25 protein-coding genes and 4 pseudogenes are annotated in these 25767 nt (G+C 45.8%); 7 read left to right on the plus strand and 22 right to left on the minus strand.

The annotated features are described in order from the left end of the window. Positions 1–27: 27 nt before the first annotated feature. The 6 genes from AC0MA3_RS14490 to AC0MA3_RS14515 form a co-directional block, all read right to left on the minus strand. On the minus strand, positions 28–258 hold the full coding sequence (locus tag AC0MA3_RS14490; RefSeq protein ID WP_074088041.1) for a KH domain-containing protein: 231 nt from the start codon (positions 256–258) through the stop codon (positions 28–30). Between the two features lie 22 nt (positions 259–280). Continuing rightward, positions 281–553, minus strand: a complete 273-nt coding sequence (rpsP, locus tag AC0MA3_RS14495; RefSeq protein WP_379151236.1) for a 30S ribosomal protein S16 — start codon at positions 551–553, stop codon at positions 281–283. A gap of 77 nt (positions 554–630) precedes the next feature. Further along, positions 631–2016, minus strand: coding sequence for a signal recognition particle protein (gene ffh, locus AC0MA3_RS14500; protein ID WP_379151233.1), 1386 nt, complete (start codon positions 2014–2016; stop codon positions 631–633). 21 nt (positions 2017–2037) lie between these two features. After that, complete coding sequence (gene ylxM / locus AC0MA3_RS14505; RefSeq protein WP_379151230.1) at positions 2038–2394, minus strand: YlxM family DNA-binding protein; 357 nt, start codon at positions 2392–2394, stop codon at positions 2038–2040. 148 nt (positions 2395–2542) lie between these two features. Then, positions 2543–3190, minus strand: a complete 648-nt coding sequence (gene trhA / locus AC0MA3_RS14510) for a PAQR family membrane homeostasis protein TrhA (protein ID WP_379151227.1) — start codon at positions 3188–3190, stop codon at positions 2543–2545. A gap of 93 nt (positions 3191–3283) precedes the next feature. After that, positions 3284–4801 (minus strand): carboxypeptidase M32, encoded by a 1518-nt coding sequence (locus AC0MA3_RS14515; protein WP_474656712.1) that lies wholly within the window; start codon positions 4799–4801, stop codon positions 3284–3286. Between the two features lie 273 nt (positions 4802–5074). Between AC0MA3_RS14515 and AC0MA3_RS14520 the strand changes: the two genes are divergently transcribed. The 3 genes from AC0MA3_RS14520 to AC0MA3_RS14530 all read left to right on the plus strand — a co-directional run bounded on the left by AC0MA3_RS14520 (position 5075) and on the right by AC0MA3_RS14530 (position 6568). Beyond that, positions 5075–5653 (plus strand): beta-class carbonic anhydrase, encoded by a 579-nt coding sequence (locus tag AC0MA3_RS14520; protein ID WP_379151224.1) that lies wholly within the window; start codon positions 5075–5077, stop codon positions 5651–5653. 191 nt (positions 5654–5844) lie between these two features. After that, positions 5845–6279, plus strand: a complete 435-nt coding sequence (locus AC0MA3_RS14525) for a hypothetical protein (protein ID WP_474656686.1) — start codon at positions 5845–5847, stop codon at positions 6277–6279. Position 6280: 1 nt separating this feature from the next. Then, positions 6281–6568 carry a YxcD family protein gene (locus AC0MA3_RS14530; RefSeq protein ID WP_379151219.1) on the plus strand — a complete coding sequence of 96 codons (288 nt, stop codon included), beginning with the start codon at positions 6281–6283 and terminating at the stop codon, positions 6566–6568. Positions 6569–6743: 175 nt separating this feature from the next. On the opposite strand, the gene AC0MA3_RS14535 is transcribed toward AC0MA3_RS14530, so the two are convergent. The 6 genes from AC0MA3_RS14535 to AC0MA3_RS14560 form a co-directional block, all read right to left on the minus strand. Beyond that, on the minus strand, positions 6744–7760 hold the full coding sequence (locus tag AC0MA3_RS14535; protein ID WP_474656687.1) for a S66 family peptidase: 1017 nt from the start codon (positions 7758–7760) through the stop codon (positions 6744–6746). A 160-nt stretch (positions 7761–7920) separates the two neighbouring features. After that, on the minus strand, positions 7921–8274 hold the full coding sequence (locus AC0MA3_RS14540) for a hypothetical protein (RefSeq protein WP_474656688.1): 354 nt from the start codon (positions 8272–8274) through the stop codon (positions 7921–7923). 73 nt (positions 8275–8347) lie between these two features. Beyond that, positions 8348–8701, minus strand: a complete 354-nt coding sequence (locus tag AC0MA3_RS14545) for an Asp23/Gls24 family envelope stress response protein (RefSeq protein ID WP_474656689.1) — start codon at positions 8699–8701, stop codon at positions 8348–8350. 38 nt (positions 8702–8739) lie between these two features. Further along, a complete protein-coding gene (locus AC0MA3_RS14550) occupies positions 8740–10158 on the minus strand; it encodes a sensor histidine kinase (protein ID WP_474656690.1) in 1419 nt (472 codons plus the stop codon). Further along, positions 10136–10840 (minus strand): response regulator transcription factor, encoded by a 705-nt coding sequence (locus AC0MA3_RS14555; RefSeq protein WP_379151204.1) that lies wholly within the window; start codon positions 10838–10840, stop codon positions 10136–10138. Before AC0MA3_RS14555 ends, AC0MA3_RS14550 begins: the two co-directional genes overlap by 23 nt. Positions 10841–11012: 172 nt before the next feature. Further along, positions 11013–11852, minus strand: a complete 840-nt coding sequence (locus AC0MA3_RS14560) for a DegV family protein (protein WP_379151201.1) — start codon at positions 11850–11852, stop codon at positions 11013–11015. Positions 11853–12017: 165 nt separating this feature from the next. Between AC0MA3_RS14560 and AC0MA3_RS14565 the strand changes: the two genes are divergently transcribed. Then, the gene (locus tag AC0MA3_RS14565; protein WP_474656691.1) at positions 12018–12233 is read left to right on the plus strand and encodes a hypothetical protein; all 216 of its coding nucleotides are present in this window, start codon (positions 12018–12020) and stop codon (positions 12231–12233) included. Positions 12234–12377: 144 nt separating this feature from the next. Here AC0MA3_RS14565 and AC0MA3_RS14570 read toward each other — a convergent pair whose 3' ends face one another. Both AC0MA3_RS14570 and AC0MA3_RS14575 read right to left on the minus strand, forming a co-directional pair. Then, entirely contained in the window at positions 12378–13364 is a 987-nt protein-coding gene (locus AC0MA3_RS14570; RefSeq protein WP_379151195.1) for an aldo/keto reductase, read from the minus strand. 109 nt (positions 13365–13473) lie between these two features. Then, a complete protein-coding gene (locus AC0MA3_RS14575; protein ID WP_379151192.1) occupies positions 13474–14163 on the minus strand; it encodes a metal-dependent hydrolase in 690 nt (229 codons plus the stop codon). A 203-nt stretch (positions 14164–14366) separates the two neighbouring features. Here AC0MA3_RS14575 and AC0MA3_RS14580 point away from each other — a divergent pair, with 203 nt between their 5' ends. Then, positions 14367–15155: a PaaX family transcriptional regulator C-terminal domain-containing protein gene (locus AC0MA3_RS14580; RefSeq protein ID WP_474656692.1), complete on the plus strand. Its 789-nt coding sequence runs from the start codon at positions 14367–14369 to the stop codon at positions 15153–15155. A 111-nt stretch (positions 15156–15266) separates the two neighbouring features. Here the strand turns inward: AC0MA3_RS14580 and AC0MA3_RS14585 are convergent, their stop codons facing one another. The 3 genes and pseudogenes from AC0MA3_RS14585 to AC0MA3_RS14595 all read right to left on the minus strand — a co-directional run. Next, positions 15267–17375, minus strand: coding sequence for a thioredoxin domain-containing protein (locus AC0MA3_RS14585; protein WP_474656713.1), 2109 nt, complete (start codon positions 17373–17375; stop codon positions 15267–15269). A 122-nt stretch (positions 17376–17497) separates the two neighbouring features. Continuing rightward, the gene (locus tag AC0MA3_RS14590; protein WP_474656693.1) at positions 17498–18598 is read right to left on the minus strand and encodes a DUF1648 domain-containing protein; all 1101 of its coding nucleotides are present in this window, start codon (positions 18596–18598) and stop codon (positions 17498–17500) included. Between the two features lie 660 nt (positions 18599–19258). After that, a pseudogene (locus tag AC0MA3_RS14595) lies at positions 19259–19386 on the minus strand (DUF255 domain-containing protein); the annotation flags it as partial. 456 nt (positions 19387–19842) lie between these two features. On the opposite strand from AC0MA3_RS14595, the pseudogene AC0MA3_RS14600 reads away from it, so the two are divergent. Beyond that, a pseudogene (locus AC0MA3_RS14600) lies at positions 19843–20060 on the plus strand (helix-turn-helix domain-containing protein). Positions 20061–20138: 78 nt separating this feature from the next. Here AC0MA3_RS14600 and AC0MA3_RS14605 read toward each other — a convergent pair. The 5 genes and pseudogenes from AC0MA3_RS14605 to AC0MA3_RS14625 all read right to left on the minus strand — a co-directional run bounded on the left by AC0MA3_RS14605 (position 20139) and on the right by AC0MA3_RS14625 (position 24915). Then, positions 20139–20822, minus strand: coding sequence for a DUF4085 family protein (locus AC0MA3_RS14605; RefSeq protein WP_474656694.1), 684 nt, complete (start codon positions 20820–20822; stop codon positions 20139–20141). 396 nt (positions 20823–21218) lie between these two features. Further along, a pseudogene (locus AC0MA3_RS14610) lies at positions 21219–21539 on the minus strand (transposase); the annotation flags it as partial. A gap of 202 nt (positions 21540–21741) precedes the next feature. Next, positions 21742–21909: pseudogene (locus AC0MA3_RS14615) on the minus strand (DUF255 domain-containing protein); the annotation flags it as partial. Positions 21910–22771: 862 nt separating this feature from the next. After that, positions 22772–23824: a hypothetical protein gene (locus AC0MA3_RS14620; RefSeq protein WP_474656695.1), complete on the minus strand. Its 1053-nt coding sequence runs from the start codon at positions 23822–23824 to the stop codon at positions 22772–22774. 272 nt (positions 23825–24096) lie between these two features. Next, the gene (locus AC0MA3_RS14625; protein ID WP_474656696.1) at positions 24097–24915 is read right to left on the minus strand and encodes a hypothetical protein; all 819 of its coding nucleotides are present in this window, start codon (positions 24913–24915) and stop codon (positions 24097–24099) included. Positions 24916–25133: 218 nt separating this feature from the next. Between AC0MA3_RS14625 and AC0MA3_RS14630 the strand changes: the two genes are divergently transcribed. Then, entirely contained in the window at positions 25134–25592 is a 459-nt protein-coding gene (locus AC0MA3_RS14630; RefSeq protein WP_474656697.1) for a hypothetical protein, read from the plus strand. Positions 25593–25767 lie beyond the last annotated feature (175 nt).

Here is a 25767-nt window from a genome sequence, read left to right on the forward strand (position 1 = left end):
TCCCTAGCCCCTCATTGAACGCATTCTTTAAGATAAAATATCCACGGTAACGCGTTTATCGCTCTTGACTGCTGCAGATGTGACCACGGTACGGAACGCTTTGGCGATCCTGCCCTGCTTGCCGATAACCTTGCCGACATCATCTGGATGCACAGAAAGCTCATACACAATCAGGTGTTCTTTCTCCACGGTCCGTACAGCCACATCCTCTGGATGATCCACTAAAGCCTTAGCAATAACTCCAACTAATTCTTCCATAGAGGACCCTCGCAATCAGTCATTATTTCTGTAACTTCAGCTCATGGAACTTCTTCATCACGCCTGCTTTGGAAAGCAGATTGCGGACGGTATCAGATGCCTGCGCACCTGTTTGAAGCCATTTAAGAGCCTTTTCCTCATCGATCTTAACTACTGCCGGTACTTCAATCGGATTATAATAACCGATTTCCTCGATAAAACGACCGTCACGAGGGGACCGGGAATCGGAAACCACTACACGATAGAAAGGCGCTTTATGTGCACCCATTCTTTTCAGACGAATACGTACTGCCACGAAATTCACCTCCTTATAAGAATATCGAAAATTATACAATAGTTAGACTAAGTCTGATCTATGGAACCCTTATATGATCAACGGAAAGGGAACTTCATTCCTTTACCGCCAAGACCCTTGAGCTGCTTCATCGCATTTTTCTTGCCGCCCTTGCCTCCGCCGCCCATCATGCCGGAGAACTGCTTCATCATCTTGCGCATTTCATCGAACTGCTTGATGAGACGGTTGACCTCAGCCACGTTGGTGCCACTGCCGGCAGCAATGCGCTTACGGCGGTTGTGGTTGATAATCTCGGGCTGGGCCTTCTCTTCCTTGGTCATGGAATGAACAATGGCTTCGACGCGGCCCATCTGCTTATCGTCGACTTTGAGGTCCTTCATGCCCTTGGCTTTGTTCATACCAGGCAGCATGTCGAGAATCTGGTCGATCGGTCCAAGCTTCTTGACTTGATCCATTTGTTCCAGGAAATCATCGAACGTAAATTCCGCGTTGCGCATCTTACGTTCCATTTCTTTGGCCTTTTCGGTATCGATATTGGCCTGGGCCTTCTCGATCAGGGACAGCATATCGCCCATTCCGAGAATACGGGATGCCATCCGTTCAGGATGGAAAGGCTCCAGCGCATCAATCTTCTCGCCTAGTGCAGCGAATTTGATTGGGCAGCCAGTGACCGCTTTGACGGACAACGCGGCACCGCCGCGGCTGTCGCCGTCGAGCTTAGTCAATACAACACCGGTGAGCTCTAGCTGCTTATTGAAGCTATCGGCAACGTTCACGGCATCCTGACCGGTCATCGCATCAACTACGAGCAGTACTTCGTCAGGACTTACAACGTTATGAATCTGCTTCAATTCTTCCATAAGCTCTTCATCAATATGCAGGCGACCTGCAGTATCGATAATCACATAATCCAGGTTGTTATCCTTCGCATGCTGTACAGCTTGTCTGGCGATTTCTACCGGACTGGTCTGATCACCCAGCGAAAATACAGGAACCTTGATCTGTTCACCCAGCACTTGTAATTGCTTGATCGCAGCCGGACGGTAAATATCGGCAGCTACCAGCAACGGGCGGTGATTGCCCTTCTGCAGCAGCTTAGCCAGCTTGCCAGAAGTGGTCGTCTTCCCTGCCCCTTGCAGACCCGCCATCATGATCACGGTCGGCGGCTTGTTCGACTTGGCCAGCTTTGCCTGGCTTCCACCCATCAGCTCGGTCAGTTCCTTGTTAACGATGTCGATGATTACCATGCCGGGAGTAAAGCTGTCCATTACTTCCTTGCCAATGGACTTTTCTTTTACCTTGGAGACAAAGTCCTTAACGACCTTGAAGTTAACATCGGCTTCCAGAAGGGCCAGCCGTACTTCACGCATAGCTTCATTTACATCATCTTCGGAGACTTTACCTTTGCCACGCAGCTTGCTGAACACATTCTGCAATCTTCCGGTTAAACCTTCAAACGCCATATGCAGCTTTCTCCCTTCATGCTACTCTAACCTCTGCAAACGATCCACGAGCTCCGTGAACCGCAGTGTATATTGCTCAGGCAGCATCCCATTCTCCGGCAGTCTGCGCAGTTCTTCTAAGTATTTGTTGCGGCTCTCATGCTTGCTAAGCAATCCCAGCTTTGCTTCGTAATTCTCCAGAACCTGCTCCGCACGTTTGATGTGCTCATACACGGCTTGGCGGCTGATTTCAAACTCAGCGGCGATTTCTCCCAGGGAGAAGTCATCGTGAAAATAATATTTAAGAAACGTTTGCTGCTTATCGGTAAGCAGGCGTTCATAAAAAGCAAAAAGCAAGTTAATCCGGTTAGTCTTCTCGAGCCTATTCTCCTGACTCATTAAGGGCACTCCCTTCGTCAAGGAAAAACACTTTACAGCTTCACAACGTCCCTTATGATACCTAAAACAAAGAAAGATGTCAAGCCTTTTTGCTTGTCATCTTGTTCTTTGTTCCAAAAGTGGATTATCTCCTTGCGGAGAGCTTAACTCAGTGGATCGGCAATACGTAAACCAATACGACAAAAAAGTGTACGATGGTACCCCCGAGCACAAACAAATGCCAAATTGCATGATGGTACGGGAATCCCCGCCACACATAAAAAACCGTTCCTAGTGTATACAGCAGCCCGCCAAACAACAGCCAGGTCATGCCCCCATCTGCCATCACCGCAGAGAGCGGGTTCCAGGCAATCACAATCATCCAGCCCATCGCGATGTAGAAGACGGTGGACATGAATAGGAATCTTTTCACGAAAAAGGCTTTGAAGAAAACACCGAATACTGCGACACCCCAGGCAATTCCGAACAAAGTCCAGCCCAGCGTGCCCCGGATGGCAACCAGCATAAAAGGTGTGTAAGTTCCGGCAATAAACAAGTAGATCGAGGAATGGTCCATAAATTCAAAAAAATCTTTAGCTTTCCCATCCCTAAGACTATGCACCAGCGTTGAATTAGTATACAGCAGCAGCATCGTAGCACCATAGATGGAGAAGCTGACCACATGCCAGGCTGTTCCATTCTGTACAGCGAAGACGACCAACAGCACCAGTGCTGCTATGCTTAATACAGCTCCAATCCCGTGCGTTACCGCATTTGCAACCTCTTCCTTACGACTGTATGTGTGTGTATTTGCCATTCCACGGTTCCTTCCATTCTGCGCTTTCCTTCTATTATATTCCTTTGCGCGAAGTCCTTCCACCTTGCTGCAGACGCCAGGGTCTTTGTGAGATTATAGACTATACAGCTCCGTATATTTAGCTTCTAGATAGTCGGCCAGATAATCAGGATTCAGAGGCTCACCAGTTACCTGTTCGATGATTTGTGATGGAGTCAGACTCTGGCCATAACGGTAGATTTTGTCCGTAAGCCATTCCTTGATCGGCAGCAGGTTACCCGCTGCTATCAGATTTTCGAGCTCAGGCAGTTCCTTCCGCATGGTGTTCAAAATTTGCGCGGCATACATATTTCCCAGGGAGTATGAGGCAAAATAACCAAAGTCCCCGCCGGACCAGTGAACATCCTGCAGCACTCCCAGGTCGTTGCTTGGAGGGGTAATCCCGAGATATTCCTGATACTTGGCATTCCATACCCCAGGCAGATCCTTAACTTCAAGTCCTTCATTGTAGATAAGCTTCTCAATCTCATAACGGACAATGATGTGCAGATTGTACGTCAATTCATCGGCTTCAATCCGGATAAAGGAATTCGATACACTGTTAATCGCACGGTAAAAGTCTTCAACTTCCACAGCGGCAAGCTGCTCAGGGAAATGCTGCTGAAGATCTCCATAGTAACGCTGCCAGAACGGACGGCTGCGGCCAATCATATTTTCCCATAGTCTGGACTGGGATTCATGGATACCCATGGAAGCACCTTGAGCCAATGGTGTACCCACCAGATCCCTGCTAATGTTCTGCTCATACAAAGCATGTCCGCCTTCATGAAGCGAGCTGAATACAGCGCTTAAGACATTGTCAAGCAAGTAGTTCGTCGTAATACGGACATCTCCCGGGTTCAGGCCGGTAGCGAACGGATGCACACTTTCATCCAGTCTTCCGGCTTCAAAGTCAAAGCCCATTTGCTCTAAAATGAATAATCCGAACTTCTCTTGCTGCTCCTTAGGGAAAATCTGGGCCAGGAACTTTGTATCAGGCTTGTTCTCGGATGCGGCTATGGCTTCGACAAGCGGAACAAGCCGGCTGCGCAGACGTCCGAAGATATCATCCAGCTTCTCCACCGTCAGATCGGGCTCATACATATCAAGCAGCGTATCATACCGGGAGTCTTTCACACCCCAATGGTCGATAAACTCCTGCGTGAAGGCAACGATTTTGCTAAGATACGGTTCGAAGGAATTAAAATCATCATTTTCCTTGGCCTCCTCCCAAATCGTCTGTGCATGGGCGGTGAGCATGGAGTACTCCCCATAGCTTTTGGAAGGTATGCTCTTGCTGCGCTCGTACTCTTTGCGGCAATCTTTAACGATCTTGTTCTGAATGTCGCTTAATTGGCTCGTGACTTCCGGGCGGCTGAAATATTTTGTGAACTCGCCCATCTCCGGTGATGTCTGCAGTCTAAAAATCTCTCCACTGATCAGTCCGATTGTATTCGAACGAATCTCCACCCCCTTACGTGGGGCTCCTGTACGCAAATCCCAGTGCAGCAAGCCAATCGCTTCCGTGTATCCGCTAATTTTGGATAATAGCTCGCTGAATTTCTCCCACTCTTCCTGGACCAATTGCTCCATCATTGAACACCCGCTTTCTCTGTTTTAACCAGCTCCCCTTGATGATACTTTTTTAAATACGTATAATCAAATCCAGAGGTATTATATCTTTAATTTGAAATTAGTGATCGAAGGAACTATGGCAAGAATATTCTTATGCGGGATGTATAGGGCACCAGTCTGCCTCTGGAGTTCACCCGAATCAAGGAGTATATTAGGAATTAACAATCACGGAGCAGGATGCTAACCAAGCATAAAGCGTATGCTCACATAACTTTTAGGAGGTAGCAGGTCATGAGTCAAATTACTGATATTTTGGAGTTTAATAAGAATTTCGTCGAGGAAAAAGAATACGAAGCCTATCTGACCAGCCGCTTTCCTGACAAAAAGATGCTGATCATCACCTGTATGGACACTCGGCTTGTTGAGCTTTTGCCTAAGGCTATGAATTTCAAGAACGGGGACGTCAAAATCATCAAAAACGCCGGTGCCATCATATCCCAGCCCTTTGGAAGCGTAATGCGCAGCGTGATGGTAGCCCTGTATGAGCTCGACGCCGATGAAGTGATTGTAGTGGGACACTATGAATGCGGGATGGCTTCGCTCAACGCGGACAAAATGATCAATTCAATTAAAGAACGCGGAGTTTCTGAAGAGGTGCTGTCCACTCTGGAGAACTCAGGAATTAAGCTCACCAAATGGCTGCGCGGGTTTGACAACGTGGAAGAAGGGGTAATTCAGACTGTGGAGCTGATTAAGCGCCATCCTTTACTCCCCCCAAACGTACCTGTTCACGGCATGATCATCGATCCGGCCACCGGAGCGCTTGAGCTTGTGTCTGACGGTTACGTGGAGAACAAGGCAACTCTCTGAAAATCTGCTGTTTGCGTGGATCTTATGATCCGCGCATTTTTTTTGCCCTGTGATCCTCCTCTCCCTTGCGTTGATTAAAATTATGATATTTTAAAATGGAACCACCCTTCCTTTCGTGCGTATTACTGAACAGATACACAAATACATGGGAGCTGAGGCTTCCAACACCTATAGGAGGGTGCTTGTACTCAATGAAACCAATGAAACGCGTAATGATGATCCTGATGACCTTTACCCTGTTTTTTGCAGTTACTGCTCCCGACTTTGCGGATGCCAGACGCGGTGGCGGCTTCAAATCCGGAACCCGCGGATACACCACGACTCCGAAGAAATCAACAACAAATAATGTGAAACAAAACGATAGCATGACAGGAACCAAAACCGGAACAGCCGCCAGGGCAAACAGAGGGTTTTTCAGCGGTGGAAGCTTAATGAAAGGCCTGATGATCGGCGGAATCGCCGGATTCCTCTTTGGCGGCATATTCGCCGGAATGGGCGCGTTCGGGAACCTGATCGGATTCGCCGTCAATATGCTGGCTATTTACCTGGTAGTAATAATGGTTATGTCCTTCTTCCGCCGCAGAAAGGAACGGCGCAGATTAGAGGAACGGGGTGGACGTTACTAATATGGGGACAACTGTTCTGAGCATGGACGAGATTATTAACGCCATCTGTATGCATATGGCGGAACGTAAGGGCGTTCCGGTGCAAAAGGTTCAGGTGGAGCTAAGCTGGGAAGAAGACACAGGATATACTGCAGAGGTGTGGGTCGAAGGCCGGAGCCAGTACTTGGTAGAGTCCAATATGATCGAGGCCATCCTGCGCTATATGCACAGTGAATATGGCATAAGGGCCTACCGTGAAGAGGTTCATCTAGAGCTGGATGACGAGATCACGGCAGTTGTAAATACGTAAATAATTGTGCACAAGGAACCGTCCGGCTATCACAGTGACCGTTTCAACCCTATCGGTTCAAAAAAATCAGGTGTGTCCCAATCAGCCTTTTCATGGCTTTTGAGACACACCTTTTTTACTAAAGGACACTATTGGTTATACCTATAGCGAAAGCGGGGCCCTCTATCGACCCAAGTTACTCATAAAAATATTGCGTTATTGTACCCGCCCCTCCGGCTACTACAACCTCCGCGTAGGCTCCATTAATCAGTGTCATTTGCGGAGGAACATGTCCGAAGTCCAAATCATAAATCACAGGTATCCGCAATTCTTCAAAGAGTTCCCTGTATACATCCTCAGCGGTATAATTCTCCATTGGTGCATTGGTGCCACTTCTGCCGAACATGACACCGGAGCAATGGTCGAACCAGCCGGCCAGCTTCATCTGTACCAAGGATCGGCGCAGATCGGCCGCATTCAGTTCGCAATTTTCCAGATACCACAGGATGGGTTCTTGGTGAAGGAAATGCTCCTGGAAATGTCGCACATCGCCGTAAGGTGTACCGATAATATGACGGATGATATCTACGCAGCCGCCAAGCAGCCGTCCCTTTAATGTGACAGTATCTCCGGATACCAACTTCCACACTGTTGGAATATGTAAATGAAACAGTGAAGGCGATGGTACGGCTTGCTCTAGCTCCTGATGATAGTTCACTGAGGAATGCTGGACGACCGGTTCCCTACTGTTGGTGGATAAAACCGTCTGCCACATCGCCGTCGTCTTATCCGAAACCTCAGCGCGCAAATCCCAAAAGCTTGGTCCATGTGCTGTCGCTATACCCGTTCGTAAGGTTAGGACGAGCAACAGCAGACTAATATCGGAGAAACCCATCACCCACTTAGCCTTCACCTGCCCATAATCAATATGCTCCAGCATCTCAATCAGCAGCTCCCCGCCCCAAGGCGGGATAATCAGGTCGATCCGGTCGTCACTCATCATCTGATTGAACTCTTTGCCGCGCTCAGCACCAGAAGCAGATTTTGCCTTGTCATGTTTAAAGACCGTATCTCCGCAAATGACGTGATAACCTCTTTCTTCCATACGGGTAACCGCTTTGCCGAACAGCTCCGCAGTTTGGGGGCCAACACCCGAAGAGGCTGCAGTCACACCTATCGTTGCCCCTTTTTCAAGTACAGGGTATGTAATCATTTTTGAACCTCCTGAAATTACGTGTATCTTAGTCTACCATAATTACTTATCTCCACAAATACAAGTTAAGCACATCCTCCCATTTACAAAAAAAAGACATGAGCCGAGGATTCGGCGTACTGCCGTTGATCCGGTTCATGTCTTGTGGGGCTGCGTAGAATCAAATTAATGAAATGGCCAGCAGTTCGAACAATACCAGCGGAAGGATGACATTGTTATTCACCACTCCCGGGTAAGGATAACCTGGCCCTGGATAGGGCTTGAAATAAGGATTGTAGTAACCCCGCACCATATCTGCAGTTTCGGGAATCTTAAGATACAGGTGTTTGTTGTCCATTCCGGCAATGGTTCCTTCATGCATCTGACCGTCAATCGTCTGAACATTGACATAGTGGTTTAAGTACGGCTTGCAGGAATGGTGCAGCGATTCGCGGACTGTGTGCAGATGATTCACCACAGCCGGATCAGCCTGATAGATCACCGTCGAGGGTTGACCGGATGGATAATATGACATTATTGCATAACCTCCGTAAATAGATTTGCTCCATTCTATGCGGATGCCCAGACCAGGGTGTCTATATCCGGAATTATAGCTGCGGAATAGCCAGCTTGTCGACCCGGACATTCACAACAGCGAGGGTGAGACCCAGCATGTTCTCAACGGCACTGCGGACATTGTGCTGCAGATTCACGCACACCTCATGAATACGGCATCCATAATCCACAATGACTTGAAGATGGACGGCTACCTCCTCCTCCGAGACTTCCACAGACATTCCTTTTGTGCTGAGTTTACCGCCCAGCCACTTGCTCAGATTTCCCGTAACTGAGCTTCCCGACATCCCAGCAATTCCCGGTGTATCCATAACGACATAACTCACAATAGCCGATATCACACGATCGGAAATATGAACAAGCCCCTTTTGACAACCTTGATCCATATCCATTCCTCCTCAAAATCTGCAGATCCAGTTCGGTACTATTTCGGAATCCGGATGGTGAATACCGTTGGTTCTCCCTCTCTGCCCTCTAGCGTAAGCGAACCGCCCATCTTCTCCACATTATTCTTGGCGATGGATAATCCCAGCCCTGTTCCGCCGCTTGCCGTCCGGGCTTCATCTCCACGTACAAACGGATCGAAGATCGTTGACCACAGCTCTTTGGGGATACCTATTCCATTGTCGGCGATTTCAATACAGACCTCTATATCCTCAGGGATAACGGTTACCCGAAGGCGAGTGCCTTGGGGATTGTAAGCCAGCGCATTGGAGATCAGATTATTGATAATACTTGAGAATAGCTCCGGATCATACCTTGCATAGACTTCCTCTTCGGGAACCTGGAGCTGAAGCTGGAAGTCTTTTTGTTCAATTTCGCCGTACGTGTCCGCAACAATCTCCCGCAGATGATCTCCAAGCTCCAGCCGTTCCGTATGAAGAATGAAATCCGGGGAATCCAGCTTCAGCAGCTCCAGCATATGCTGGATCAGCTTCGTCACCTGCACCGATTTGGTGTAGATATAATTCAAATACTTCGTCTGGCGTTCCGGGTCGGCTCCCCGGCCTTCCATCAATGCCTGCGCGTAGCCCTGGATACTCGTAATCGGCGTCTTTAGATCATGGGACAAATCCACCATTAATCGCTGCTTGCTCATTTCGGCCTTCCGCTTCTCTTCCGTCGTCTTCTCAATCACATCCGCCATGTAATTGAAGCTTTCGCCAATCCGCAGGAATTCTGTCTCTGCATAGAGGGCGATCCGGGTGCTGTAATGCCCTTCCATCATCTGCTTCAGTCCGAGATTCAGCACGCGAAGCGGCTTCTTGATGCGTCTCGTGACCCAATAACTATATACAAAGATCAGCATAAGAATAAGCGCGCTAACCATAAAAACATAAAAAAACACAGAATGGTTCAAATAGGATACCAGCAGTTCATTGTTAATGGATACTTTGATGACATGGCGGGGGATTTTGAGCAGAAGCCAGGCTGCCTGACCTTCTCCCTTCAACGGAGTAATCGAATAGTAATAAGGCTGATCCGTGCGGTTCTCCAGCCCCAGATACAGACTATTCTCATCATAGGCTCGTATCTGATCCTGCTTCTCTCCAATGACGCGGATTACCTGTTTGTCGGAATCAAGGAGCTCCAGCCATCCCCCGCTTTGCAGCAGCTGCCTGCTCTGAGCGCCGTCACCCAGATCTTCCCGGTAATTACCTGCTTCGACGGAAAGATTAGGATCTGTGAGCTGTTTATTTAGAATCAAGTGGGTGATATCCTTCTGGATAAATAGATAGACAATCAGTATAATCATCAGCAGCATACAGTTGAACAGCAGGAAATCCAGAGTGAGTGATGTCTGCAGCGGACGGTTATCCCTACTTTTCCACGGGTGCTTCAATTTTGTACCCCAATCCCCTGATCGTCTTCAGGTATTCCGGTTTCTTGGAATCACGTTCAATCTTGTCGCGGATATTGCTGATATGCACCATAATACTATTATCTTCATAGACGTAAAAGTCTTCCCATACGGCTTCGTATATCTTCTTACGGGTAAAGACCCGGCCCGGCTGCTCCATCAGCAGCTCCAGAATTTTGTACTCCGTTGATGTCAAGCTAACCGGCTCTCCAGATACCTGTACCTGACAGCTGCTCCGGTCAAGCAGCAGGCGTCCGAGCACGATTTGCTCCTTCTGCTTTTCTTGTACCGCCGGAGCGTCGAACTGGTGAACCCTCCGGAGCATTGACCCTACACGGGCAACAATTTCCAGCGGATTGAACGGTTTGGAAATGTAGTCGTCCGCCCCCAGCTCCAGCCCGAGGATTTTATCATGATGCTGGCTTTTGGCTGACAGAAACAGTACTGGAAAATGGTTGTTTTCACGGATGCGCTTCAGCAGCTGTAGTCCGTCCATGCCCGGCATCATAATATCGAGAATCGCCAGATCCACGGTATGGCTCTGCATCAGCTTGAGCGCCTCGTTCCCGTTCTGTGCTTGCAGGATGTTATATTCCTTCTCCAAATAGAGCTGCAGCAGCTCTACAATCTCCAATTCATCATCGGCAATCAGAATGGTGTACATCGTGAATCCCCCTCTATCTTATCCTGCATGGTGCGTTCATTGTAACTATAGCCCGGCATTCTTTATCTAGTCTAAACCAAATCTAAAGAATAGATAAAGTTTATGGTAGAAAAAAAGCCGCACACCGGGATAATTCCGGGTACGGCCTGACTGGTGTGGTACGGAGCGGTGGTTAAAAGGCCACACCGATCCCGCCTTCTCCGGCATAAGTACCCATCACAGGACCCATACTGGAGAATAAAATCTCTTTAAAAGGATGCTTCTCAAGAATACGCTCCTTGATCTCCAGCGCAAGTTTTTCGCAATTGCTGTGTACAATGGCAATCACGGCTTTTTCGTAATCATGCTGTTTGTCTTCGAGCTTCGCCAGCAGATGGGTTAATGCCTTCGGAAGACCCCGCGTCTTCTCGATCACCTCGACAGTCCCTTCATCGCTGATCTTCAGCAGCAGCTTGATGTTCAGCACAGAAGCTACAGCACCGGATAAACGGTTCAGACGCCCGCCTTTGATTACATTCTCCAGGGTGTCCAAGGTAAAGTACGCAGTCACTTCTTCGGCTTTGTTCAGTACCATTACCTTAAGCTCTTCCAGACTCGAGCAGGTAAGCGACCATTTAGCCGTTAAAGCAACAAGAAGGGATAAACCCCCGGAAAAGGTCTTGGAATCTATAATTTCAATCGCATTGGGATGGCCTTCTTCTTCATACATTTCTTTGGCAATCAATGCGGTCTGATAAGTGCTGCTTATATTAGATGACATACAGACAACCATAATGTCGGTGCCTGCTTCCACTTCTCTGAACTTGTTCAGGAAGACCTGCGGACTGGGACTGGCCGTCTTCGGCAGCTCTTTGGAGTCCCGCATTTTGGCATAAAAAGCCTTAGTATCCGTATCTTCCGGCATGAGCTCATGCTCAAAGTGAACTGGTAGATGAACGATGTCAACATTATATTTCTCTACATATTCAAGGGGTAAATCCGAACCGCTGTCGGTTATGATCTTGATGGGCATCAGGGTACTCTCCTTTCAATTCTATACTATTATAGCCAGTCTGATGGGCAATCAATAGTACATTTTATAACTTGTCAAAAAGCTTGTTTTATGCTAACCGATCTTTCTTAACGGTTCGTGATGTGATATGGTGAAAGTATGAGCTTACAGAAATGGAGTGTAATCATGAGCAAGGGAAGAGTATGGAATAAAGGTAAGCATAACGGACGCGGTCTTTCAAAGAAAACTATAGCGGTTGAGGAAACTGAGGGACAGCAGACTGTAGAGACATCTGAGGAGAGCTTCATTCCGCGTATTGATACGGTCAAGCCGATGAACCGCAGCAACTGGGTAACCCGGCCGTCCCGGATAACTCCCAAGGAGCCGGAGAAGCAGCAATAATCCAATAAGGGACATTACATTTCCAATAGGACAAAACAGGCAGCAGCGTATTACTTACGCTACTGCCTGTTTTGTCTATCTGTATGGGCTTGAATGACTGAACGCTGAACCTGCTGTCAGATTATCCATCACAAGTCTTCTATGCTAGAGATTCACACTCTTCATGTTCTGTTCGGGATAGCGGGTACCGGCTGCTACCCCTAGCGGCGCAGCATCATTAATACTCTTCAGATCGTCGCCACTCAGAGTGACTTCCAGTGAGCCGATGTTCTCTTCCAGATATTTAATCCGTTTGGTACCAGGGATGGGAACGATGTCGTCCCCCTGGGCCAGCAGCCAGGCCAACGCAAGCTGGGAAGGCTCACAATCCTTCTCTGCAGCAATCTCCCGGATGCGCTTCACCAGATCCAGATTCTTGGCGAAGTTCTCCCCTTGAAAACGCGGAGAAAAGCGGCGGTAATCGTCTTCCGCCAAATCCTCGAAGGTCTGAATTTGACCGGTAAGGAATCCCCGGCCCAGCGGGCTGTAAGGAACAAAACCGATGCCAAGCTCGCGGCAGACAGGCAGGATCTCATCCTCTACGTCACGGCTCCAGAGCGAGTATTCTGTCTGCAGCGCCGTTATTGGATGAACCGCATGAGCGCGGCGGATGGTTCCGGGTGCAGCTTCTGACAGACCGAGGAAGCGGACCTTTCCCGCCGTTACAAGATCCGCCATTGCGCCAACGGTCTCCTCAATCGGAGTGTTTGGATCCACCCTGTGCTGATAGTACAAATCGATGTGATCCACTCCCAGACGCCGAAGGCTGGCATCACAGGCAGACTTCACATATTCCGGGCGGCCGTTCACTCCGAGCATTTTCCCTTCTGCGCTCCGCACATTGCCGAATTTGGTAGCGAGCACCACGTTATTCCGGTGACCTTTGATCGCATGTCCCACTAGTTCTTCGTTCTTCCCTACGCCGTACATATCCGCTGTATCCAGGAAATTCACTCCCAGATCAAGCGCCCGGTGGATGGTACGGATGGATTCCGCTTCATCCCGTCCACTGTAAAAGTCGGACATTCCCATACAGCCCAGTCCAAGAGCTGAAACTTGCAGCTGACCACTTCCAAGAATTCTGGTCTTCATTTTCAAACCGCCTCCTTTATTCTCATTGATCATACCATTGAGGCTTCCAATTCTTCAAAATTTGCGCTTCCAGCTGGTGCGAATTGTTTCTATCCGATCCTCTGCCCTTTTACAGCTCCAGTGTCTCCCCGTAAGCAAGTGGTGTACCCTTGATTCCAGCCTCACTAAGCGCCTGAACAAAAGCACCCGCATCCTGCACGATCGGCGGGAAGGTATTGTAGTGAATCGGAAGCACTTGCTTGGCTCCCAGCCATTTGGCGGCGATTAACGCATGCTCCGGTCCCATGGTGAAATGCCCCCCAATCGGCAGAATCGCCAGATCGATGTCATAGAGTTCACCGAACATTTTTAAATCGCCGAATAGTCCAGTGTCTCCTGCATGCAGAACCGTGCGTCCTTCCGCTTGGATAATGAAACCTGCAGGCATGCCGCCGTAGATCACTTTCTGGTCCTCATCCAGTGTAATACCCGAGCTGTGAAAAGCATGAATCATTGTCGCAGTAGCAAAACCAAAATCAACCGTCCCCCCGATATTCATCCCAATGGTCTGGACACCTTTCCCTTGCATATAGCCAGCTAGCTCTACATTAGCCACAACTGGTATATTATTCTGTAGCGCAATCGGTGCCGCATCCAGAATATGATCCATATGAGCATGTGTCAGCAGCACCATGTCGGTCTTAATCTCCTCAGGTTTGGTGACTGCCGCAGGATTGCCTCTAAGAAACGGGTCGATAATCAGCGACTTGCCGTTCACCTCAATCTGTACACAGGAATGACCATGGTAAATGATTCTCATAGCTATCTCTCCTCTTCTCTAGTAGAAATTCAATAGGTAAAATGGACTCATCCGTGCAAAAACTCAAAGTTTACGATACAATGACACCAAATACTCAGAAGTTTGGAACGAAACTGGAACCTCGATATAACATATTTTATAACGTTCGTATGTATTTATGATATATTCATTGGTGCCTAATGTCAAGAGAGGTGTGAAGCACGTTGCTGTCTGTTGAAAAAACCATGCTGTTTCTGTTATCCAAGGTGGAGCAGATGGGCGCCCAGCAGTTTGTGGAGATCTACGAACAAAGGGGGTATACCTCCACCTATATCCGTAATGCCTTGTCCCGTCTGAAAAAAGAGGGTTATGTTGCATCCCCTTCGCGCTCCTGGTATCAAGTTACCGCCGCCGGCCTCGCCTACATCAATGCGATCAACAGCAAGCCTGCCCGTTATCAGGAGCAGTGGGATCAGACCTGGGATGTAGTCATGCTCGAAGTCCCTGAATCCGAACGCAAAAAACGCGATCAGTTTCGTTCGGCGCTTTTACAGCTGGGTTATGGGCTTTTGTATAACAGTGTGTACATTTCTCCATGGAATTACCGCAAGGAAGTCACCGCACAGATCGGGAAGCTTGAGCTTGAAGGCAAGGTATCGATCCTGCAGGGCCAATTCCTGGAAGGTTCGATTACGCCGCTCCAGGCACAGTCCATCTGGCAGCTCGATAAGGTCGAAGCGTTATACCAGGAGAAATCAGGCTGGCTGCAGCAGGAGTTCGCCCCGTTAATGAAAGATGCGCTTCATAAAGGGCAGGCGCTCGAGCTTTTCTTACTGTATCTGCAGATTGGCGAGGAGTTAAGCGGGATGTTCATGACCGACCCGTATCTCCCGGATGAACTGCTGCCGGACCATTGGTCAGGCAAACGTATACTCAGAGAAATGACTGAATATGGGAGCAGACTCGCAGCAGCGATTCCCCAGGATTCCTTTTATGCACAATTTGTCAGATGAGCCGTATGAGCTCCGGAAGAAGAAGCTGACCCAAGGTTAGCTTCTTTTTGTGGCTTCAAAAGGGCATTCATACCAAAAAGCAGCCCAAACCGCAGGCTGCCCTCTGTAATACTACACTTCCCGGTTCCCTGAAGCCAAAAGCTCCCTGACCGCTTCCATATTCGTAACCGGGGCAAGGCAGGCAAAATTCCGGCAGACATAAGCCGTGGCTTCCCCGTTAATAGCTGGTTTGTCTGCGAGGTGTGGCAACAGACGGAGAATCCCCTCAGTATCTCCTTCCCAGTTGACGATAAGCGCAGCGTCCGGCAGATATGCCTGCTGAACCTGTGCCAGCATACTGTGGAGGCCAGCGTCATCCCGCTTCCCGGAGAGTACCCATTCCCTTCCCCCGGAAGTCATGGCCAGATGGGCCTGCAAATACATGGCGTAACCCGTTGGATAATCCGTTGCAGCCGTTGCTACTAGTGCCGCTGTCTGTTCAGCAACCTTCTTCAGCTCCGCATCCTGATTCATCACTGACAGCTTCCATAGCAGCTTCGCTGCTACCGAGTTACCCGAAGGAAGAGCTCCGTCATATAATTCCTTGGAACGAATCGGCAGCTCCTCCCCATCATGCCCCGTGAAAAAGAATCCCCTGTTCTCTTGGTCGATGAACAGCTCCAGCAGTCCATTCTTCAAGATCAGCGTCCGCTCCAAATAGACGGCTTGACCCGTAGCTTCGTACAGTTCAGTCAGACCCCAGATCAAAAAGGTATAATCATCCAAATAAGCGGGAATCGCGGATTCGCCGTCACGGTAGCGGGCCAGGAGCCTGCCATCCTCTCGCCGGCGCAGCTTGTCCCAGATGAAATCCGCAGCTGCTATTGCGGCTTTGGCGTACTTAGGTTTTTGCAGCGCCTTCGCTCCCTTGGCCAGCGCCGCAATCATCAGCCCGTTCCAGGAAGTAAGCACCTTGTCATCTTTTGACGGATGGATACGCTGCTCCCGATAGGCGAACAATTTCTCACGCCATTCCTCCATCCGTGTCCGCAGACCCAGCGGATTCATCCCGAGCCGCTCTGCCATCTCATCTGGCAAACCCTGCAGCAGATTCGGAATATTCTCGCCTTCGAAGTTACCCTCAGGGGTAATCCCGTACACATGGCAGTAGGAATGCATATCCTCCAGGCCGAGCGCCTCTTCAATCTCCTCGCGGGTGAAAACGTAGAACTTGCCCTCCACCCCTTCGGAATCGGCATCCTCCGCTGAGTAAAAAGCACCCTCCGGTGAAGTCATATCACGCTCAACATACGCAAAGATCTGCTCAGCAATCTCCGCATACAGTGGTTTCTCCGTAATCTGGTACGCCTCCAAATATGCAATGGCAAGCAGTGCATTATCGTAGAGCATTTTCTCAAAATGCGGCACCAGCCACTCCCGGTCCGTAGAATAACGAGCGAACCCGTAACCCACGTGATCATACATGCCGCCCCTGTACATCGATTCCAGCGTTTTCTCTACCATACGCAGCGCTTCCGGCTGGTTGTATATCTGGCTGTATGCCAGCAAAAAAGACAAATTATGCGGCGAAGGAAACTTCGGCGCATTGCCGAATCCGCCGTATTCCTCATCGAACTGACGCCGGTATAGCTCATAGGCTTCGTGCAGCAGCTCTTCCCCGGGAATCCCCCGGCTGCTTACGCCAGCACTTTGAGAGGTCTTGCGATTCAGGGACTGAAGATCCGCGAGCAGATCATCCCCAAGCTTGTCCAGCGCTTCACCATCCTGCTCCCATTTACGGTGAATCTGCTCCAGCACATCCATCAGCCCAATCCGCCCGAACATCTGACGCTTCGGAAAATACGTCCCGGCATAAAATGGCTTCTTCTCCGGTGTGAGCAGCACGGTCAACGGCCACCCTCCGCTCCCCGTCAGCGCCTGACACACCGACATATACAGCGCATCAATATCCGGCCGCTCCTCGCGGTCTACCTTGATGGCGACATAGTTATCATTCAGCAACTGCGCGACTTCTGAGTCTTCGAAACTTTCGCGTTCCATTACGTGACACCAGTGACAGGTTGAATAGCCGACTGACAGGAAGATCGGCTTGTTCTCGGTTTGCGCTTTGGCAAAAGCCTCCTCTCCCCATGGATACCAGTGCACGGGGTTGTGTGCATGTTGCAACAAATACGGGGACTTTTCATTTATAAGTCGATTAGGCTGCTGGCCTTCTTTGATCTCCATTTATGTAGCCTCCTTATACGGAATGTGCCTTTGTTAGTATTACCCATTGAATGGCAAAAAGACACCAAGGGTTAGTGCCTCGGTTCGCTTATGTTCGAGTCAAATAACGGTGAATACTAACCTCTAAGCCTTATTACCACAACTAACAGTACAATAATTCCGAGCAAAATCAGCCAGCTTACTGGGTGACCGAAATTTAATCCCCAGCCGACTCCGAACCTTTTCTCGACGATTAGCTTTGAATCCTTACGATTGAAATAAATCATTCCTAACAGCCATTTATCATCATTATGGACAGGTCTGACATTGGAGTAACCAGCAGATCGCTCCAAGCTGCTTCCTCCCTGACCAGCCCAGAACGATAAGGCGAAGTAGTATAGCATGATAAAGGCTATTATGATTAGGATAATGGGGATAGCGAAATTGATGTTTAGCAGAGATATCATGCTTAGTTGCACGACGGAAAACGGAATAACTAATAAGAAGCTTGCTGTAATCATAAAACATGACCAAGTACGGCGGAAAGTTACGTCTTGCCTAATGGAACGGTTCGGATCAGTGGGTTGAGCCTGCTGTTTTATTCTGCGAATACTCCAATTCTCAAATGTGAACAAAAGTGTTATGAACACTTGTATTATCGTAGTCATAAACACAGAACTATAAGATTTATCTGCATAGCGGTCAACGTTCCAACTGCTGTTGTAATGAATCGGAATCTGATCAGGAATCTGATCGTAGTTGAGTAGCACAGTTACAATACTAACAACAATAATACAAACATGAATGAGGAACAAATTATTAGACAAGCCAATGTTTCTTTTCCGAAAACCAGTGTCCACTACCATGATTGATGGTTCCTGAGCAATCGGCAGCATAGGTAGTAAACTTTTCATTTTGAAATGATAGCTAATGTTTATGACTAGGGAGATTACGACCATGGCGAGAGAATAAGTGACAATGATCCAACTTTGTTGCTTGGCATGTTCATCACCGTATATTAGGCAGATGATACAAACAATGAATAAAATGGTATGCAAGGTGGCACTAATCTTAGCATATGACGCCCGCATCTGGCGCAGAGGCTCACTGTGGAATTGTACAGCGCTGACGGTGACCCCAAAACTAATCGTCTCTTTTGTTAAATAAGGCATGCTTACCATGAGTACAATGGTAGGTACAAATACAAAGATCATTATGATAACAGGCATTATCGTCATATCATTCACCTCCTCTTATACATAAGTGTGTATTCGAAAAATCTATAACCCTTATATCATCAGCGATTCATCACTATGCCTTTCGATTTAACATAAATTTTATTATAATCGATTTCAGTGACTATAAGGGTAAAATTAATAATTGATCCATTTTTTGTGTGTGGAGTTACTCATCTGACAACTGAATTATGGCAAGTACTTTAAGCAATAGAAAAAGGAGCCCTTTTACAGGCTCCCCTTCGACGGTGTTTGATCGTTCGAGTATCTTTAAAAGTCACACTTCACATCATTAGAAATACTTGGGCACCGCTAGTTCACTTTCCGTTTTAAAGGAATGCTACTAGGCGTGTGTGTTCAGAGATGCTCTGCGACACAACCCCTCGCTTTCATTTGACTTAGTGATTAGTTAAATTCCTCTTGTAGCCCTAGCACCGAATGGTCCAACGGAACCACACCTCTCTTCACACCGTCAAAAATATCTTGCACAGATTTCAAGCTTCTTATACATCGTATACTCAAACAATTTTAAATCGAGATCGTTAAATATTACCATATTATTCTAAATAAATGAATGTCTATAACCACACTTTGTTGTCCGTTAATAAGGAAAGTAATTTAGTATGGGCTGAAAAACTAAAATTAACAGGAGTGGAATTCACCGACATGCCACCAAAGACAGGTGGAACAGCCGATGGATAGGAAGATAGGCTTGAAGTCGCGCTTGGTGATTTCAAAGCTTCTTCGCACCAAGGAAACCAGTTCACAGGGTTATGCACGTGTTGCAACAAATACGGCGACTTTTCCTTGACTTATCTATTGGGTATTTTTTGAGTTGTCATGGGGCATCACCTCTTTTCGTGTTGGATATGGGTAAAGTATTGCTTAGGGTTAGTTTACCCAAAAAGGTGGGGAAGGCACATAAATAGAGATCTTGAAAACAATTTGAAATTGAGAAGAAGGAATCTTAAACCACCGTCACTGGTGCTAGAACAAATTGATTGTAAAATAACAGTTTAGTTACAGATATATGTGTAAATACCTATTTCATTTCACAAGAAATCATCAATGCTACTAAACGGTTTTTAATTTCAATAGATACAACCAAATTCATTCGGATGCAATCTTCCATAATAAAAATCCTCCAAAATGATTACCCTCAGCCTCCCTTCGCAGACTAATAATCCTATATTGTATAAATTTAATGCGTTTTTCGCATAAAGTAAACTTGGCTTGGGTGATGAGCAATGTACACAAGAATCCGTGACTTACGCGAAGAAAAGATCTGACGCAGCAACATATGGCTGAGCTTTTACAAATCACACAAGCCACTTACTCTCGATACGAGAATGGAAATCTGGATGTTTCGAGCGCCGTTTTAATTACGCTGGCTAAGTTCCATAAAGTAAGTATCGACTATATACTCGGTCAGACGGATAATCCTAAGCGCTACCCCGGCAGATAGAATAATAAGCAGCACAAACAAGCCCTTGTGATAATCACAGGAGCTTGTTTTGTACACATAAATCAGCTGATCGGCACCCTATTTCTCCTCCACTACAATATCCTTACACCAGATAATAAGTTCAGGCATTCCTTCTCCTGAAAAGAGCACATGGAGCTCAAAACCGTCATCCATGCGGTAGAGCTCATTATATAACCAACTGCTCCCTATAATCTGTTCATCCTGCTTCACAATTTCGGGTGCCACGAATGTAATATGATTCAGACTGGTGAATCCACCTTGTGTGTCTAAGCGGATGACTATATCTTGGACAGACTCGATTTCTGTCACTCTGCAATCGTGGAATTGAAATTTGTCGCGGATGTAATCCGGAATCTGTTCTGCCTGCATTGCTTCCTTGTACTCATTCAGAACAGAGTGCATCTGACTTTCATTAGCCAAGCTCTGATGCTTCAACTGGTGCAGGATTTCCTTGGTGCAGTACCCCAGTGTGAACACCCGTATATCGGCAATCTGCTCATACAGCTCTCCCGGCAACCGCTTAGCTAGCTCACTGCAGTTCCATCCGTGAATGTCTTTGAATTGTTGTCTGCAGCTTGATCTGTCAAAAGGAGGCCGGGCATCATAATCCGCGATCAGTTTCTTTATCCGCATCTGTTCTTCATGCGGCATGTGGTACAACAGTCTATCCTCTTCTCCGATCTCATCGTTACCGAAGAGTTTTCCCGCAGGTACGAGCTGAGCTCCATTCAGTTCCAGCATAAAACGGGGATCAACATTATAGAGATCACACTGCTGCTTTACAAATTCTTTTTCTTTTCTCGCATAGAGCCGTAAATATAGGGCTTCGTCCTGTGTATACGCTCCGTTATGTACTCTTTTGCCGAAATGAAGTCCTGTCTGCTGGCATAGCCCGTACCATTCTTTTGTAAGATATCTAATGGCCTCTCACTCCTAATCTGAAACCCATACTTTAGCAAAAGGGCAACTGTCTGCTCTCTTTCCTAACTATCATATAGCTCTTTCATAGTAAACATAGCATGCATTCCATATTATTGGAAACTATCTGTAGTGAACAGTTTTACGTACAAACCAACTAAAGCTAAACTTGTCAAGGATTTTGTATTGGTGATTCACGTTCTTCTTGGCATACTATTTTTAAGCACGACAATGAACCCTCATTGGCGTGAAGGGCTTCCGTTTACGGAGGATGGCGTACACGTGATGGAGTAGCTTGTTGGCGCAGGCGATCATGAATACCTTGTACAGCTTGCCCTCTTTTCTTTTATTCTCATAGTACTCCTGAATCCTAGGGTTGATTCTCCCTCGAATCCCACACTGTACTGCCAAATATGATGCTCGGCGTAGCCTCTTGGAGCCTTCTTTGGTGATCCGTGAGCGGGTTCCTGTGAACTTACCCGAGATAAATATGCCAGGGTCTAATCCTGCAAAAGCCACCAATTGTTTAGCTTCTTTAAAATTTCAGGGGGAGTAGGAGAACAGTTTGTGTGGCGGGGTAACCCCCCCAAAAATCCCCTCATTCCCTCTGCTACTGCCATCTCATAGCACCTACAAAAATAGGCCAACCAGTAGTTTCTGGCTGACCTATTAATACGAAAAAACCTCCGCCAATTCCTTCAGCATAAGCTTCTAAAAATTGATTCACGCGAACATCTCATCAATGGCAAGTAGAATAGCCGACGGATAGGAATATAGGCTTGTTCTCGCGCCTCGCGACTTCAAGAGCCTCTTCCGACCAGGGGAACCAATTCACCGGGTTATGTGCATGTTGCAGAAGATATGGCGACTTTTCCTTTGCTAATCTATTGGGTACATTTTGAGTTGTCATGGGGCATCACCTCGTTTCGTGTTGAATTTGGGTAAAGTAATGCTTAGGGTTAGTTTACCCAAAAAGGTGGGAGGATGCGCTAAAATTGAAATAAGGCACCGCCAATGCGATAACAAATCACATCCTTAAATACTAATTACAGAACAAAAAAGAGGGGTTCCCCACTCAAGAATAAAAATCAATTGTAAAATAACTATATATTTCTTAACAAAACATGCATTTCCCATAATGCCTTGATAACTAGACAACCTAATGCAATGAGAAGCACCCACATAACTGTAGTAATCAACCACCCTGGCTACTGCTAGACCAACCTTCTTTAACCGTTGAAGAAATAATCTGATTTAACTCTTTTCTCCTTTTCATGTCATAATCAGACTCAATAAACTTTAGGCATTTCGGTCTGTTATATTCATTTCCTAATATGTATATCACTTTCTTATACTCTAGTTCTTTGCCTATGAAGTTATATAATTGCCACATTTGTTTCCGTCAATACTTATCGCCTCTCAAAAAGTTACTACAGGTGGCATATAATTAAGACCTTCAATTTATCATGTTTTTATTGTATTTTATATATCTTTACTTTTATAATAAAATGAATGAAGAGACTTTCTAACTAAGTCTCTTCATTCATTTTTTATTTCTTTGTTAAACTACTTACCATATAACTAGTTAGAATTATAGCTATTAATACGGCTATGAACATGTATATGATTTCTATTAAACTTTGATACATACTTGATGATAGTGTAATTAGATCGAAAATAAAGTATCTTCCAACCAAGTAAAAGATAAATGTAAGGGCTAAAAAAAGTAATATACTTATTATGCTTTTGATAGTTTGTCACCACACTTCGTATCATTGGATTATATAGTCAAATAGATTAGGTGCTACATCATTCGCTCTAGCTTCTTGAAGGTAGTCTAATGTTTCAAATTCCCCAGCCTTATTAACTACTTTGAATTTGAATTTCAACACATCTCCAATTGAATAATTCCCTGTAAGATCACCTGAAAATGCCCATTCCAATATCTCTTCATCTTTCGCATTAAACCCAAACACAGTTCTATCATTTTCTTTATCATAGACTAAAGTTTGAATTGTATCGGCTACGACAAGATTGCTGCCACTATCATAATTTTTGAATTGTTGGACTTCTCTATTTAATTTATTATCATACAATTGATCTTGTAGCTCTATAATGCTTAAAGCCGTTCCTTCGTCTAATTTAACACTTTTTTTATGATCATCAGAAGGTATAAAATAGTAATTCCCTTCTATTCTTTTTGCTTGATTTTCTATTCCATCAGAGTTTTTAAGCGTATATATTTTATTGGGATCTTCTGCTATAGATTTTGAACCTATTCCGCCATACTCAGCATCCCATACGCTCAACCATAAGTCCCAATTCATTTTGGCATCGTCTATCCATCTTATCATGTAGTTCCCATGATGTTTTGCAGTATAGTAGGTATGTTGTTCGTGTGTAGCTGTTTTACTAACCACATCTGTGTTAGTACTTTCATCTGTAATTAATACAGAGATCTTGTCGAGCCAATTTAAAACGCTTGTTTCAGGCCAAGTGTCAATAAGTTGATTTATAGCATTAATATACACTTGATGTCGCGCAGATGAACCATAACCAGAGTTGTCTTTATTATTAAAACCTACTGTACCAGAACTGATAGTAATAATATAGTCATAAACTGTCTCGGTGGCCTCTCTATGAAATAACCAAGTATTTGTAGCATATTTAAGTACACCAAATCCTGCTTTAATCCAAGTACCTGGTTGAATAGCCATTGTATCAACTAATTGACTCTCTTTAGGGACTGTTTGATTTGTTAAACCATTATCTTCTTGAGCTTGTCCTGTACTTGCAAAGCTACCAATTACCACAACTGATGCCATAAATGAAGCTAATATTTTCCTTTATTTCATAAATACCTCCCTTAAATAGTTTTTATTTACAATTACTTATTAACCAAAATAAGGTATTTAAACCATATAGGGAGTATTACTGTACCTCCTCGCATTTATTCTTTTCTGCTAAATGCACAACGACTACAGAAAATAATAGCAATCTTAAAAAAATGAAACAGTAACAATTTTTATTCCGTCAACAAAGCGGCTGAGCCCCCTTATGTTGGACACTGCACCTCTTAACCAGAAATTGCTCGAATTTACTGATTTATAACAAACACACCCACTTGCTCTCCAAACTGCCCAATCCACATTTGTCCGTTGCCAATCATAACACCTTCAGAATTAATAAATACTTTATCGAGTTTTTGTGCTAGTAACGCCTTCTTTACTTTAACAGTCATGATTTTGTCGTATTTCAATATAAAATCTTTCTTATTTTGGATTTCTATAGTTTTCCCCTTATTAGTCACTTTCAATGGGTACACCATCAAATTGGCTACCTCGGATTTGTTTCCTTCTTTGGTGTATTTCTGAAGCAAACTGAAGTTATGCTCAAATACGACTGGATTCTTGATGCCTGCGATTTCATAGGGATTGTTACTAATATTAACCGCAATCACCCCTAGCTTATTTTTTCGTTTACCCATCCACAAATCCCCATCCCCAACCATAACTCCCTGATAGTTCACAAATAGCGTATCCACTTTTTGAGTTAGTAGTTGGTCACGTACAACAGAAGTGAAGATGCGATCGTATTTTTTAATAAATTCATCCCTGTTATAAATAATATATTTTTTGTTGTCTTTGTTAACATTCATTGGATAGGAGATCAGCTCTGCCACTTCTTTTGGTTTATTATCTTTGACCGCTTTTTGTAACTTGGCAAAATAAGTCGTGAATTCTGCGGGGTCGTCGATGCCAGCAACTGCATAAGGATTATCGCTATCTACACTCGCTATGTAAGCAGGTGCTGAAGAATTGGTACCTTGCTCAGCCCAAGCCTGACCTGAAAATACAGTTATACCCATTGAAAAGCTCAAAATCATTGCGGCTTTTTTCATGCTAATGTTTATCATCTTTGTTTCCTCCATATTCCTTTCAATTTCCTGAAGCCACCGCTTCATATAGCCTATAGGTCCGGTTCCGACGTCCGAAAGCATGTTAAATCGGGCTTACTTCCGTCATATCTTTTGTCCAAAAAAGTTGTTTTCCTAAAATGTCCTGTTATATACTGGATATGATTCTGTGTGAGGTTTGTCACAACAATTAATCATTACAGAAACGGAGTGAACACATGATTCATAATCCATGGAAAATTGGTAAGCTGATTCTAATGACGACTGCTTTGACCTGGGTCCTGGGGGCGTGTTCTGCCAAGGATTCCAACGCAACTGAAGAAGCTGAGAATGCCACAGCTGCCGTTCAAGTTGAAGGAACAGAGAGACCTGAATATTTGCCAAAGGACTTTCCAATTCCGGATGATGCTGAAATAACCACTTCCCACTCAGAGCAAAATGACGGCAAGAAATCGGTTCTCTTCATCTTTAAATCCCAAGAAAAGCTCGACAAGCTGGCAAAAACGTATAAACAGTATTTCCAGGATCAAGGGATCAAAGATGCATCGGAGACCATTGATGAGAAAAACCTCATCATTCAAGGAGATACTGATGCTGAAAGCTGGTCGCTGATCGGTGGTCCGTTATCCACGCAGAAAGAGACTGTAGAACTGACCTTAACCTGGTCAGAGTTGTAATTTATAGAAAGTTCCAACAAGCGATCTTATCAAAGAGCCCGGTAAACGGCTGTGGTAAGATCGTTTTTTTTAGTTTAGTATTTTCGTAAGCTGTTTAATAGCTCTATTAATTTAGTCCTCCTATATACTACGAATTTATATTCTTCTTCATTATTAGTAGTTACTTTGATTCCAT

Source organism: Paenibacillus sp. LS-5 (genome assembly GCF_056121505.1).

What these genes read in the sequence shown, in the direction of transcription:
- AC0MA3_RS14570 (WP_379151195.1), bottom strand. Translation starts at nt 13,364, where the DNA reads ATGAAGACCAGAATTCTTGGAAGTGGTCAGCTGCAAGTTTCAGCTCTT.
- AC0MA3_RS14515 (WP_474656712.1), bottom strand. Translation starts at nt 4,801, where the DNA reads ATGGAGCAATTGGTCCAGGAAGAGTGGGAGAAATTCAGCGAGCTATTA.
- AC0MA3_RS14525 (WP_474656686.1), top strand. Translation starts at nt 5,845, where the DNA reads ATGAAACCAATGAAACGCGTAATGATGATCCTGATGACCTTTACCCTG.
- AC0MA3_RS14590 (WP_474656693.1), bottom strand. Translation starts at nt 18,598, where the DNA reads ATGACGATAATGCCTGTTATCATAATGATCTTTGTATTTGTACCTACC.
- AC0MA3_RS14545 (WP_474656689.1), bottom strand. Translation starts at nt 8,701, where the DNA reads ATGGATCAAGGTTGTCAAAAGGGGCTTGTTCATATTTCCGATCGTGTG.
- AC0MA3_RS14555 (WP_379151204.1), bottom strand. Translation starts at nt 10,840, where the DNA reads ATGTACACCATTCTGATTGCCGATGATGAATTGGAGATTGTAGAGCTG.
- AC0MA3_RS14560 (WP_379151201.1), bottom strand. Translation starts at nt 11,852, where the DNA reads ATGCCCATCAAGATCATAACCGACAGCGGTTCGGATTTACCCCTTGAA.
- ffh (WP_379151233.1), bottom strand. Translation starts at nt 2,016, where the DNA reads ATGGCGTTTGAAGGTTTAACCGGAAGATTGCAGAATGTGTTCAGCAAG.
- trhA (WP_379151227.1), bottom strand. Translation starts at nt 3,190, where the DNA reads ATGGCAAATACACACACATACAGTCGTAAGGAAGAGGTTGCAAATGCG.
- AC0MA3_RS14535 (WP_474656687.1), bottom strand. Translation starts at nt 7,760, where the DNA reads ATGATTACATACCCTGTACTTGAAAAAGGGGCAACGATAGGTGTGACT.
- AC0MA3_RS14490 (WP_074088041.1), bottom strand. Translation starts at nt 258, where the DNA reads ATGGAAGAATTAGTTGGAGTTATTGCTAAGGCTTTAGTGGATCATCCA.
- AC0MA3_RS14540 (WP_474656688.1), bottom strand. Translation starts at nt 8,274, where the DNA reads ATGTCATATTATCCATCCGGTCAACCCTCGACGGTGATCTATCAGGCT.
- AC0MA3_RS14605 (WP_474656694.1), bottom strand. Translation starts at nt 20,822, where the DNA reads ATGCTGGAACTGAATGGAGCTCAGCTCGTACCTGCGGGAAAACTCTTC.
- AC0MA3_RS14530 (WP_379151219.1), top strand. Translation starts at nt 6,281, where the DNA reads ATGGGGACAACTGTTCTGAGCATGGACGAGATTATTAACGCCATCTGT.
- AC0MA3_RS14565 (WP_474656691.1), top strand. Translation starts at nt 12,018, where the DNA reads ATGAGCAAGGGAAGAGTATGGAATAAAGGTAAGCATAACGGACGCGGT.
- AC0MA3_RS14630 (WP_474656697.1), top strand. Translation starts at nt 25,134, where the DNA reads ATGATTCATAATCCATGGAAAATTGGTAAGCTGATTCTAATGACGACT.
- AC0MA3_RS14625 (WP_474656696.1), bottom strand. Translation starts at nt 24,915, where the DNA reads ATGATAAACATTAGCATGAAAAAAGCCGCAATGATTTTGAGCTTTTCA.
- AC0MA3_RS14620 (WP_474656695.1), bottom strand. Translation starts at nt 23,824, where the DNA reads ATGGCATCAGTTGTGGTAATTGGTAGCTTTGCAAGTACAGGACAAGCT.
- AC0MA3_RS14520 (WP_379151224.1), top strand. Translation starts at nt 5,075, where the DNA reads ATGAGTCAAATTACTGATATTTTGGAGTTTAATAAGAATTTCGTCGAG.
- AC0MA3_RS14575 (WP_379151192.1), bottom strand. Translation starts at nt 14,163, where the DNA reads ATGAGAATCATTTACCATGGTCATTCCTGTGTACAGATTGAGGTGAAC.
- ylxM (WP_379151230.1), bottom strand. Translation starts at nt 2,394, where the DNA reads ATGAGTCAGGAGAATAGGCTCGAGAAGACTAACCGGATTAACTTGCTT.